Source organism: Kosakonia radicincitans DSM 16656, from assembly GCF_000280495.2.
Classification (GTDB): domain Bacteria; phylum Pseudomonadota; class Gammaproteobacteria; order Enterobacterales; family Enterobacteriaceae; genus Kosakonia; species Kosakonia radicincitans.
In genome coordinates this window covers 4,256,800-4,269,155 of sequence record NZ_CP018016.1, presented here as the reverse complement: position 1 = coordinate 4,269,155, position 12,356 = coordinate 4,256,800, and the positions used below count along the sequence as shown (strand labels likewise).

Genomic DNA, 12,356 nt, shown 5'->3' with positions numbered 1-12,356 from the left:
ATCTTTTAACGCTTTTGAAAAATTGGACCAACTTTTGAGGGGATTTTCGCAATGCGTATTATTCTGCTTGGCGCTCCGGGCGCGGGTAAAGGAACTCAGGCTCAGTTCATCATGGAGAAATACGGTATTCCGCAAATCTCTACTGGTGACATGCTGCGCGCGGCTGTTAAATCTGGCAGCGAACTGGGCAAACAGGCGAAAGACATCATGGACGCGGGCAAACTGGTGACCGACGAGCTGGTTATCGCGCTGGTGAAAGAGCGTATCGCTCAGGAAGATTGCCGTAACGGTTTCCTGCTGGACGGTTTCCCGCGTACCATTCCGCAGGCGGATGCCATGAAAGAAGCTGGCATCGCCGTGGATTTCGTACTGGAATTCGATGTTCCGGACGAGCTGATCGTTGACCGTATCGTAGGTCGTCGCGTACACGCCGCTTCCGGCCGTGTTTATCACATCAAATTCAATCCGCCGAAAGTAGAAGGCAAAGACGACGTGACCGGCGAAGAGCTGACCACGCGTAAAGACGATCAGGAAGAGACCGTGCGTAAACGTCTGGTGGAATACCATCAGTTGACCGCGCCGCTGATTGGTTACTATCAGAAAGAGGCGCAGGCGGGTAACACCAAATACGCTAAAGTGGACGGCACCAAAGCCGTTGCCGATGTACGCGCAGAGCTGGAAAAAATCCTCGGCTAATCGCGTTTTCTCACCCGGAGCCCTCCGGGTGAGAATATTTCTCATCTTACCTTTCGCTGCAATTGGTTCCGTTTAAACGCTTTTACGCTACAATTACCAACCATTCAAAAGGTTAAGAGGCGTGAATGAGTCAGGCGAAAACCGGCATCCTGCTTGCCAATCTTGGCACCCCCGATGCACCCACTCCGGCAGCAGTAAAACGTTATCTGCGGCAGTTTTTAAGCGACAGACGCGTTGTTGATACGTCGCGCTTGTTGTGGTGGCCGCTATTACGCGGTGTGATCCTGCCGATTCGTTCACCGCGCGTGGCAAAACTCTATCAGTCCGTCTGGATGGAAGAAGGTTCTCCACTGATGGTTTACAGCCGCAGGCAGCAGCAGGCTCTGGCGGCGCGGTTGCCGGACGTTCCCGTGGCGCTCGGCATGAGTTACGGTTCCCCATCGCTGGAAAGCGCCGTGGAGGCCTTGCTGGAACAGGACGTTGACCATATTGTGGTGCTCTCGCTCTATCCGCAATACTCCTGCTCAACGGTGGCGGCGGTATGGGACGAACTGGCGCGAATTCTGGCGAAGAAACGCCATATCCCCGGCATCTCCTTTATCCGCGATTATGCCGACGATTCGGATTACATTACGGCGCTGGCAAACAGCGCGCGCGCCTCTTTTGCAAAGCACGGTGAGCCGGATCTGCTGCTGCTCTCTTATCACGGCATTCCACAGCGTTATGCGGCAGAAGGGGACGACTACCCGCAGCGCTGCCGTGATACCACGCGTGAACTGGTCTCGGCGCTCGATCTGCCACCGGAAAAAGTGATGATGACCTTCCAGTCGCGCTTTGGCCGCGAGCCGTGGCTGACGCCGTACACCGATGAAACGCTGAAAATGCTGGGCGAGAAAGGGGTGAAACATATTCAGGTGATGTCGCCAGGTTTTGCTGCAGATTGCCTGGAGACGCTGGAGGAGATAGCGGTGCAAAACCGTGAGTTTTTCCTCGAGGCGGGCGGCGAGAAGTATGAATACATACCGGCGCTGAATGATTCGCCAGAGCATATCGAGATGATGGTCAACCTGACGGCCAAATATCGCTGATCGCCCGGCGGGCTGAGAATGTGTTAACATTCACAGCCCGTATGTTCAGCGCTTATTACAACCCATGAAATTTCCCGGTAAACGTAAATCCAAACACTATTTTCCCGTTAACGCCCGCGACCCGTTATTGCAACAAATCCAGCCAGAAAATGAAGTTGGCACCTGCTGGGTGGTCGGTATCGATCAGACGCTGGTGGATATCGAGGCGAAAGTGGACGATGCGTTTATCGCGCGTTATGGCCTGAGCGCCGGGCATTCTCTGGTGATCGCCGATGATGTGGCCGAAGCATTGTACCAGGAGCTGGTGAGCAACGGTCTGATCACCCACCAGTTTGCCGGCGGCACGATTGGTAACACCATGCATAACTACTCGGTGCTGGCTGATGACCGTTCGGTGTTGCTCGGCGTGATGTGCGACAACGTGAAAATCGGCAGCTACGCCTACCGTTATTTGTGCAATACCTCCAGCCGTACCGATCTGAACTACCTGCAAGGCGTGGATGGCGCGATTGGTCGTTGCTTCACGCTGATCAGCGACAGCGGCGAGCGGACGTTTGCTATCAGCCCCGGGCAGATGAACCAGCTTCGCCCGGAGAGCATCCCGGAATCGGTGATTGCGGGCGCGTCTGCGCTGGTGCTCTCTTCATATCTGGTGCGTTGCAATCCCGGCGAGCCGATGCCGGACGCCACTCTGCAAGCCGTAGCCTATGCCAAAAAGCATAACGTGCCGGTGGTGCTGACGCTGGGCACTAAATATGTGATTGCCGATAACCCGCAGTGGTGGCGCGATTTTCTCAAAGAGAATGTCTCGATTCTGGCGATGAACGAAGAGGAAGGCCACGCGCTGACCGGTGAAAGCGACCCGCTGCTGGCTGCCGATAAGGCGCTTGACTGGGTGGATCTGGTGCTCTGCACTGCCGGGCCAGTTGGCCTGTATATGGCCGGTTTTACCGAAGAGGATGCGAAGCGCAAAACCCAGCATCCGCTGCTGCCGGGAGCGATTGCCGAGTTCAACCAGTATGAGTTCAGCCGGGCGATACGCCATAAAGATTGCCAGAACCCGCTGCGTATCTACTCGCACATTGCCCCCTACATGGGCGGGCCTGAGAAGATCATGAACACCAATGGCGCGGGAGATGGCGCACTGGCGGCGCTGTTGCACGACATTACGGCGAACAATTACCACCGCACTAATGTGCCGAATTCCAGCAAACATAAATTCAACTGGCTGACCTATTCATCGCTGGCGCAGGTATGCAAATACGCCAACCGCGTGAGCTATCAGGTGCTGAACCAGCATTCGCCGCGCTTAACCCGTGGCCTGCCGGAGCGGGAAGACAGCCTCGAAGAGGCGTACTGGGAGCGTTGATTTCACGGGTTTTGCCGGATAGCGGCGTTGCCTTATCCGGCCGACAAAACCGGTATTGATATGCAGGCCCGGCAAGCGAAACACCATCGGGCATTCAGACTCACAGGCCGGATAAGCGTAGCGCCATCCGGCAATTAAAGCCGTTGGTTTACCCCGTCACCGCTTCTTCAACCGGCGGTTTCTCCAGCAGCCTCAGCATGGTATTGGCGATTTCGCGTTCACCCATCACCACCTGATTGGCGCCGCGCTCGGTAATGTAATCCACTTCGTCGTCATAATGCGCGCGGGCAATGATTTCAATGTCCGGGCATTTCTCACGCGCAGTCGCAACAATTTCCCCGGCTTCGTAACCATTCGGAATGGTCAGCAGCAGCCAGCGGGCGCAGTCGAGATGCGCCAGATTCATGATCTCTTCATTGGCGGCATTGCCCAGTACGGCGCGGATCCCGCGCTCGCGCAACTCATCCACCCTGGTGCGCGAGGTTTCAATCACCACCAACGGAATGCCCTGCGCCATCAGTTTCTCGCCCAGCAGGCTACCGACGCGGCCAAACCCAACCAGCAACGCATGGTTGCAGATATCCACCGGGATCTGCTTCTCTTCTTCGATGGCTTCTTCCAGCGTTTGCTCTTCCAGCGTCTCGGTTTTGTCGAGGTACTTCTCCAGCAGCGTAAACAGCACCGGGTTAAGCATAATCGACAGGATCGCGCCTGCCAGCACCAGGTTTTGCCCGGCCTGCGGCAGCAGTCCCAGCGACATCCCCAGGCCCGCCAGAATAAAGGCGAACTCACCAATCTGCGCCAGGCTGGCAGCAATGGTCAGCGCGGTACGCGGCGAGTGGCCAAACAGGCGCACCAGGAAGAAGGCAGCCACCGATTTGCCGAAAATGATGATCGCCAGCGTACCGAGCACTGCCAGCGGTTGTTCGATCAGAACCATTGGGTCGAACAACATGCCGACGGAGACAAAGAACAGCACCGCAAACGCATCGCGCAGCGGCAGAGTGTCGTGCGCAGCCCGGTGACTGAGTTCGGATTCATTCAGCACCATACCGGCGAAGAACGCGCCAAGGGCGAAGGAGACATCAAACAGCTCGACGGCGCCAAAGGCGATGCCGAGCGCCAGCGCCAGCACGGAAAGAGTAAACAGCTCGCGCGAACCGGTTGCGGCGCTACGCGCCATGATCCACGGTACCAGACGACGGCCAACCAGCATCATAATGGCGATAAAGGCCACTACTTTACCGATGGTGATGCTCATATCCAGCGCCAGCGACGCCAGCCCAACGTTGCCTTTTTCCATCATCCCGGCGACGGCAGGCAGCAGCACCAGTGTCAGCACCATCACCAGATCTTCAACAATCAGCCAGCCGATGGCGATTTGCCCGCGCTGGCTGTCGATAAGCTGCCGCTCCTCAAGCGCGCGCAGCAATACCACCGTACTGGCGGTGGAAAGACATAATCCAAACACGATACCGGTCATAAGAGACCAGCCAAGCAGTGCGGAAAGCGCCATACCCAGCAGCGTCGCGACGGCAATTTGCGCTATCGCTCCGGGAATGGCGATCGACTTTACCGCCATCAAATCCTTTAAAGAGAAGTGCAGCCCAACGCCGAACATCAGCAGAATCACGCCTAATTCCGCCAGTTCGGGCGCCAGTTGAGTATCGGCGACAAAGCCCGGCGTAAATGGCCCGGACAGCACACCCGCTAACAAGTAGCCCACCAGAGGAGAAATTCGCAATTTATTGGCAAGCATACCGAGAATAAAGGCCAGTACAAGGCCGCCGACAATGGTGGTGATAAGCGGTGTGGCGTGATGCATTCCGTCTCCTTTCGTTGATGCGTGGATCCCACGGTCGATGACCGTTAACTGAGTTACAGTTTATGACAATTTTCGCCAGTATGTTTATGAATAATTGTTGAATTATGAAGAAAATAGCAATTTGGCAGAAAAAAAGGTGCAACAGGGTCATCCATAACAGAAATCGCGCGGCAGGCGAGGAGAGGCAATAGAAAGCAGCGGCCAAAGAGGGGTTTTGGCCGCTAAGAAATCAATGTTGTGGGCGGTTATCGGGCAGGAATATCGTCAGAATCCCGAGTAATGGCAGGAAAGCACATATTTTGTAGACCAAATCGATGCTGCTGTGATCGGCAACCAGCCCCAGCACCGCAGCGCCAAGCCCTCCCATACCGAAGGCGAAACCAAAAAACAGCCCGGAAACCATGCCGATACGGCCTGGCAACAGCTCCTGGGCATAGACCAGAATGGCGGAGAAAGCCGATGCAAGAACAAAACCAATTATCACCGTCAAAATTCCGGTCCAGAACAGCGATGCATACGGTAAAACCAGCGTGAAGGGGGCAACGCCGAGGATAGAGCCCCAAATCACATATTTTCTGCCGATCTTATCGCCCAAAGGCCCGCCGATAACGGTGCCAGCGGCAACCGCAAACAGGAAGATAAACAGATGCATCTGCGCGTTTTGCACGGATAAATCAAACTTGTGCATCAGATAAAAGGTGAAATAGCTGCTGATACTCGCCATATAGAAGTATTTAGAGAAAATCAGAATCAGCAGGATGCAGACCGCTAGTACTACTTTGTTGCGTGGCAGCGGATTATTCACCGCAGCTATCTTTTTCCCTTTGTTCACGCGGTGCTGGGCTGCGTACCAGCGGCTCACCTGCATCAGCACGATGATCGCCAGCAGGGCGGCCAACACAAACCAGGCGACGTTGCCTTTACCGTAAGGCGCAACGATCACCGCCGCCAGCAACGGGCCGAGCGAGGCGCCAAAATTGCCGCCAACCTGAAAAATGGATTGCGCCAGCCCATGACGGCCGCCGGAAGCCATCCGCGCCACGCGCGACGATTCCGGATGGAACACCGAAGAGCCGGTGCCGACCAGCGCGGCGGCAATCAGTACCGTTGTAAAATTACCCGCCAGCGCCAGCAGCACCAGCCCGCTAAGGGTAAAACACATGCCAATGGGCAGCGACCACGGCATTGGATGTTTGTCTGTCCAGTAACCGACCACCGGTTGCAGCAGCGAGGAGGCGACCTGGAAAGTGAGGGTGATAAATCCAATCTGCACAAATGACAGGGAAAAATCGGCCTGCAACAGCGGGTAAATCGCCAGCAGCAGCGACTGGATCATATCGTTAAGCAGGTGCGAAAGGCTGATGGCGCCAAGAATACCGAACGAGGTGCGCGCGACCGGAGGAGTCTGCGACGTTTCACTGATTGCCATAAATACCACGTATGTTTTGTCAGAAGAGGAAAGAAGAACGGTAATTGTTATCTGCCTAACATTACCTGCGTGGATGCTTTGAAGGAAGTCGCAATGCTGAAAACATATTTGTCTATTATTGTTCAGCATTGTAATTTCGGGTTTTTATCAATGGGTCAGGGAGAGAAGCATGAATTGGCTACCAAAGAGCACCACGTTGGCGCTGCTGGCAACGATGGGCATGGCAAGCTGGCAGGTGCAGGCATACGAGCAGGACAAAACTTATAACGTCACCATCCTGCATACCAACGATCACCACGGCCACTTCTGGCGCAGTGATTACGGCGAATATGGGCTGTCGGCGCAAAAGACGCTGGTGGACGGCATTCGTAAAGAGGTGGCGGCCGAAGGTGGCAGCGTACTACTGCTCTCCGGCGGCGACATCAATACAGGCGTACCTGAATCTGATTTACAGGATGCTGAACCGGATTTTCGCGGCATGAACCTGATTGGTTATGATGCTATGGCGGTCGGCAACCATGAATTCGATAACCCGCTCAGCGTGTTGCGTCAGCAGGAGAAGTGGGCGAAGTTCCCGTTCCTCTCCGCCAATATTTATCAAAAAAGTACCGGCGAGCGTCTGTTTAAGCCGTGGATGATTTTTAATCGCCAGGGGCTGAAGATTGCCGTGATCGGTTTAACCACCGATGACACTGCCAAAATCGGCAACCCGGAGTTTTTCACCGATATCGAATTCCGTAAGCCTGCTGAAGAAGCGAAGCTGGTAATTCAGGAACTTCAGCAGAACGAAAAACCAGACGTGATCATCGCCACCACTCATATGGGCCATTACGACAATGGCGAGCACGGCTCGAATGCGCCGGGCGATGTGGAGATGGCGCGCAGCCTGCCGAAAGGGGCGCTGGCGATGATTGTGGGTGGTCACTCACAAGATCCTGTGTGCATGGCTTCCGAGAATAAAAAGCAGGTTGATTACGTGCCGGGAACGCCGTGCGCGCCCGATCAGCAGAACGGTATCTGGATTGTTCAGGCCCATGAATGGGGCAAATACGTTGGCCGCGCCGATTTCCAGTTCCGCAACGGTGAGATGAAACTGGTGCGCTATCAGCTGATTCCGGTCAACCTGAAGAAGAAAGTTACCTACGATAACGGCAAAAGTGAGCGCGTACTCTACACGCCGGAAATCGCTGAAAACCCGCAGATGTTGTCGCTGCTGACGCCGTTCCAGAACAAAGGCAAAGCGCAACTGGAGGTGAAAATCGGCAACACCAACGGTCACCTGGAAGGGGATCGCAGCAAAGTCCGTTTTGTGCAAACCAACCTGGCGCGGGTGATTCTGGCTGCGCAGATGGCGCGTACTGGCGCGGATCTGGCGGTAATGAGCGGCGGCGGCGTGCGTGATTCCATTGAAGCGGGCGACATCACCTATAAAGATGTGCTGAAAGTGCAGCCGTTCGGCAACACGCTGGTTTACGCCACGCTGACCGGCAAAGAGCTGACGGATTATCTCACTGCTGTGGCGCAGATGAAGCCGGATTCCGGTGCCTATCCGCAGTTTGCCAACGTTAGTTTTGTCGCGAAAGATGGCAAGCTAAACGATCTGAAGATCAAAGGTGAACCGGTTGATACAGCGAAAACATACCGCCTGGCAACGTTAAGTTTCAACGCCACCGGCGGTGACGGTTATCCGCGTCTTGATGATAAAGCGGGCTATGTGAATACCGGTTTTATCGATGCTGAAGTGCTGAAAGAGTTTATTCAGAAAAACTCGCCGCTGGATGCGGCTGCTTTCGAACCGAAAGGGGAAGTGAGCTGGCAGTAACCAGCTCATAAGCGTTAATCGCGGCGGGCGATATCGGCAAATTTCGCGTCCAGCATTTTTGCCAGATCGCTCGCCGCCAGTTCAATATCCAGCCCGCGTTTGCCGCCGGAAACGTAAATCGAGGCGAATTCCTGCGCGGGTGCGTCAATCAGCGTCGGCAGGCGCTTTTTCTGGCCCAGCGGGCTGATGCCGCCCACCAGATACCCGGTGCTGCGCTGTGCGGCCATCGGATCAGCCATATCCACTTTTTTTGCCCCCAGCGCTTTGGCGACCTTTTTCAAATCCAGTTGACCGGCGACCGGCGTAACCGCTACGGCCAGATGTTTCATATCGCCGTTAATCGCCACCAGCAGCGTTTTATAGACCTGATCGGCATTCAGCCCCAGCTTGCGCACCACTTCATCGCCAAAATTGGTTTCGTTGGGATCGTGATCGTAAGTGTGCACCTGAAAAGAGATGTTGTTTTTTTCGAGTAATTTCACGGCGGGAGTCATAGCAAATCCTTCTTACCACAGTCATTTCACGCCATAAGCATACGCCTGTGTGCCTCAACAAAAATAGTACCATCTTGCGCTATTGCGCCATCCGTTGTTGCAGCAGCGCAGGAAGATTGCCATCGCCATAGAGATGAAGAGCGCCGGCTGCCACCACATAACGCCCCGGCGGCAGTGCGAACAGGCGATCGCACCACGCTTGATTACGCTGATGCATCAGAACATCATGCAGCGGCTGGCTGAAGGTTGACGGTAAGCTGAGCAGTTCTGCGGCAGGCGGCGTTTCCAGCCACCAGCTCATCATCACCTGTAACAGGCGCGCATTTTCATGCCAGTGCGTTAAGGTGTCCTGTAACAGTTCGATGCCGTCATCGGGTAACTGGCGCAGAATATCCAACTGGCTGGTGGTGCCTTCCAGTTCCAGTACGCTGACCTGGTGCTGCTGGGCCTCCTGCAACAGTTGATAATCGACGCCATACTCCGGGCGCAGCCCCAACCGTTGAGCCTGGGTAGCCTGCAGCACCAGCGCGATATGCCAGGCCGGGCGCTGTTCAAACTCCTCGCGCGACAGCGAAAGGGTTTGCAGCGTCTGCTCAAGCTGGCTCAGGAGTTGGGGATTCAGGCGCTCTTCGAGCGGCGCAGCGGGAGGAAGGTTATCAAAAGGGGAATCGGAACCGGCAATGTCCGCTTCGACGATCAGCGCGTCGGCATGACGCAGTTTTTGCAGCAGCAATTCCGGCAGCGGCGACATACCATAGGTGCCCATATGAATACTGCCGACCAGGTGCAGATGCTGGCCGCCAGGCAGCGTGATATCCATTGCTGGCCAGCGGTAGCGGCGCACACGAAGCGCGAGAAAGAAGTTTTTCAATCGTTGAAACAGAGTCATACGCGCTTTCCGGGAGAAAATCCCATGCTAACGCGGCAGGCTGCAAGGTGCAAACCCCGCCGCCTGAAAGGCGGGGTAACATTTGCTGACTACTGGTGAGGTTTAAAACGCAGCAGACGGTTGGCGTTGCTGACCACCGTAATGGAGGAGAGCGCCATTGCCGCACCCGCCACAACCGGGTTGAGTAAAGTGCCGGTCAGCGGCCAGAGAATTCCGGCTGCAATTGGAATACCCAGCGAGTTATAGACAAACGCTCCCAGCAGGTTTTGCTTCATATTGCGCAGCGTCGCTTTGGCAATCGCCAGCGCATCAGCCACGCCCAGCAAGCTATGGCGCATCAACGTAATCGCGGCAGTTTCAATGGCGACATCGCTGCCGCCGCCCATGGCGATCCCGACATCGGCCTGTGCCAGCGCGGGCGCGTCGTTTATGCCATCACCCACCATTGCCACCTGGCGGCCCTGCTGTTGCAGGTTTTTGATCGCCTCGGCTTTGCCATCAGGCAGAACACCGGCAATCACCTCATCAATACCGGCCTCTTTGGCAATCGCGTTGGCTGTAATGGGATTATCACCGGTAAGCATCACCAGGCGATAACCGGCGCGGTGCAGGCGTTGCAGGGCTTCCACACTGTCATCGCGCAGCGGATCGCGAATAGCGAACAGCGCCGTGGCGACGCCATCCACTGCCAGCAGCACTGGCGTTGCGCCGAGACTGGCCTGAGTGGCTATCTCATCGTCAAGCGCCCGGGTATCCACATTCTGCTCTGCCAGCAGAGCCTGATTGCCGAGCAATATAGTGCGTCCATCGACAATACCGCTGACGCCCAGCCCGCGTAATGTGCGGAATTGATTCACCGTCGGCAGCGCATCGCTGCCCGCTTTTTCCACGATCGCCCGCGCCAGCGGGTGGCTGGAACCTTGTTCCAGCGCCGCCGCCAGACGCAGCGCCGCCGAATCGTCGCCATCCAGCGTTTTCACGCTGACCACTTCCGGCTTGCCGCGCGTCAGGGTGCCGGTTTTATCAAACACGATCGTATCCAGCGTACTGGCGCGTTGCAGGGCATCGGCATCACGCACCAACACACCAAATTCCGCGGCGCGACCGACGCCGGAGATAATCGACATCGGCGTTGCCAGCCCCAGCGCACACGGGCAGGCAATAATCAGCACGGTGGTGGCGATCACCAGCGTATAAACGATTTGCGGCGCAGGACCAGCGAAGTACCAGATTGCGCCGCTGAATAGGGCGATAGCGACCACCACCGGTACAAATACCGCCGAAATACGGTCGGCCAGTTGACCAATTTCCGGCTTGCTGCTTTGCGCCTGACGCACCATCCGGATGATGCGGGAAAGCGTGGTGTGGCTGCCGACTGCGCTGGCGGTAAACAGCACGCTACCGTCCTGCACTACCGTCCCGGCGTGAATGCTTTCGCCGATACTTTTTTCCTGCGGCACGGGTTCGCCGGTCAGCATCGCTTCATCGAACCAGGCTTCGCCCTGGCTGATTTCGCCATCTACCGGCACGCGATCGCCGGTGGTAAGGCGCAATGTCATTCCCGGCTGTACTTCTGCCAGCGGCAGATTTTTTTCGCCGCCGTCGGTAACGACCCGCGCGGTTGGCGGTGTTAAATCCAGTAAGCGTTCCAGCGCTTTCGATGAACGCTGGCGGGCGCGGGCTTCCAGCATATGGCCGAGATTTATCAGGCCGATAATCATCGCGCTCGCTTCGTAATACAGATGGCGGGCTTCCATCGGGAACCATTGCGGCCAGATGTTAACGCTCATCGAATAGAGCCAGGCGGCACCGGTTCCCAGAGCCACCAGCGTATCCATAGTGGCAGAGCCGTTACGCAGGCTTTTCCACGCGCTGGAGTAGAAGTGCCCACCGGCGACAACCATCACTGCCAGGGTAATCAGGCCGATAAACAGCCACAGAGCGCGGTTGCTGTCGGTGACCATCATATTGTCACCCATCATGCCCCAGACCATGATTGGCACGCCGACCACCAGCGCGACAATCGCCTGCCAGCGGAAGCGCTTCATGGTGGCGAGCGCGGTTTCCTGCTGGCGCTCGCGGCGCTTAATATCGTCTTCTATGGCTTCAGCGCCGTAGCCCGCTTGCTCTACGGCACTGACTAATTCAGCGGCGGGCGCGCTACCCATGACTAACGCGGTGCGCTCCGCCAGGTTGACCCGTGCCTGCGTCACGCCCGGTACGGCCTGCAAGGCTTTTTGTACCCGGGAAACACAACTGGCGCAGCTCATGCCGTTGATCAGCAGTTGTTGGCTGTCATCAAGGTCGCTGGCTGCCGGAAGCTCAGGGGTGGCCGCTGTCAGTGCTTCCGACGGGAGTGATGACTCTGCCAGCGGTTTAGCCTTTGGGTGGCTTAAACTCGCGCCATATCCGGCTTCTTTAATGGTCGCGATCAACGCGTCAGCGCTGGCACTGCCGGTGACTTCCGCGCGTTCAATGGTCACATCCGCCTGTTCAACATCGGGGCGTTTTTCGAGGCTCTCTTTGACGCGTTTAACGCAATGGCCGCAGGAGAGGCCATCCAGGTTTAGTTCTATGGTGTGAGACATGGTAAATCTCCTTGGTTGTGGTGCTTCAATACTGAGTGAAGTGAAGCTTAAACCTTCCATCAAGGGGAAGGTCAAGGCCTTATGTTCACGATGATGGCATTAGCGGTTTATAAACAACAAACCCCGCATCGGGCGGGGTTTGTTGATTGTCAGCGA

9 protein-coding genes are annotated in these 12,356 nt (G+C 56.2%); 4 read left to right on the top strand and 5 right to left on the bottom strand.

The window, feature by feature from the left end; all coding sequences use genetic code 11:
* Positions 1 to 51 precede the first annotated feature (51 nt).
* The 3 genes from adk (at position 52) to Y71_RS20530 (ending at position 3,153) form a co-directional block, all read left to right on the top strand.
* Complete coding sequence (gene adk / locus Y71_RS20540; RefSeq protein WP_007373597.1) at positions 52 to 696, top strand: adenylate kinase; 645 nt, start codon at positions 52 to 54, stop codon at positions 694 to 696.
* 125 nt (positions 697 to 821) lie between these two features.
* Positions 822 to 1,784: a ferrochelatase gene (hemH, locus tag Y71_RS20535; protein WP_007373598.1), complete on the top strand. Its 963-nt coding sequence runs from the start codon at positions 822 to 824 to the stop codon at positions 1,782 to 1,784.
* A gap of 64 nt (positions 1,785 to 1,848) precedes the next feature.
* Positions 1,849 to 3,153, top strand: a complete 1,305-nt coding sequence (locus Y71_RS20530) for an inosine/guanosine kinase (RefSeq protein WP_007373599.1) — start codon at positions 1,849 to 1,851, stop codon at positions 3,151 to 3,153.
* A 148-nt stretch (positions 3,154 to 3,301) separates the two neighbouring features.
* Here Y71_RS20530 and ybaL read toward each other — a convergent pair whose 3' ends face one another.
* Both ybaL and Y71_RS20520 read right to left on the bottom strand, forming a co-directional pair.
* The gene (gene ybaL / locus Y71_RS20525; protein ID WP_007373600.1) at positions 3,302 to 4,978 is read right to left on the bottom strand and encodes a YbaL family putative K(+) efflux transporter; all 1,677 of its coding nucleotides are present in this window, start codon (positions 4,976 to 4,978) and stop codon (positions 3,302 to 3,304) included.
* A gap of 229 nt (positions 4,979 to 5,207) precedes the next feature.
* Complete coding sequence (locus tag Y71_RS20520; protein ID WP_007373601.1) at positions 5,208 to 6,407, bottom strand: MFS transporter; 1,200 nt, start codon at positions 6,405 to 6,407, stop codon at positions 5,208 to 5,210.
* 169 nt (positions 6,408 to 6,576) lie between these two features.
* Here Y71_RS20520 and ushA point away from each other — a divergent pair, with 169 nt between their 5' ends.
* The gene (gene ushA, locus Y71_RS20515; RefSeq protein WP_007373602.1) at positions 6,577 to 8,229 is read left to right on the top strand and encodes a bifunctional UDP-sugar hydrolase/5'-nucleotidase UshA; all 1,653 of its coding nucleotides are present in this window, start codon (positions 6,577 to 6,579) and stop codon (positions 8,227 to 8,229) included.
* A gap of 14 nt (positions 8,230 to 8,243) precedes the next feature.
* Here ushA and ybaK read toward each other — a convergent pair whose 3' ends face one another.
* The 3 genes from ybaK to copA all read right to left on the bottom strand — a co-directional run bounded on the left by ybaK (position 8,244) and on the right by copA (position 12,200).
* A complete protein-coding gene (ybaK, locus tag Y71_RS20510) occupies positions 8,244 to 8,723 on the bottom strand; it encodes a Cys-tRNA(Pro)/Cys-tRNA(Cys) deacylase YbaK (protein WP_007373603.1) in 480 nt (159 codons plus the stop codon).
* Positions 8,724 to 8,802: 79 nt separating this feature from the next.
* The gene (locus tag Y71_RS20505; RefSeq protein ID WP_007373604.1) at positions 8,803 to 9,612 is read right to left on the bottom strand and encodes a TraB/GumN family protein; all 810 of its coding nucleotides are present in this window, start codon (positions 9,610 to 9,612) and stop codon (positions 8,803 to 8,805) included.
* Positions 9,613 to 9,701: 89 nt separating this feature from the next.
* Complete coding sequence (gene copA, locus Y71_RS20500; RefSeq protein WP_007373605.1) at positions 9,702 to 12,200, bottom strand: copper-exporting P-type ATPase CopA; 2,499 nt, start codon at positions 12,198 to 12,200, stop codon at positions 9,702 to 9,704.
* Positions 12,201 to 12,356 lie beyond the last annotated feature (156 nt).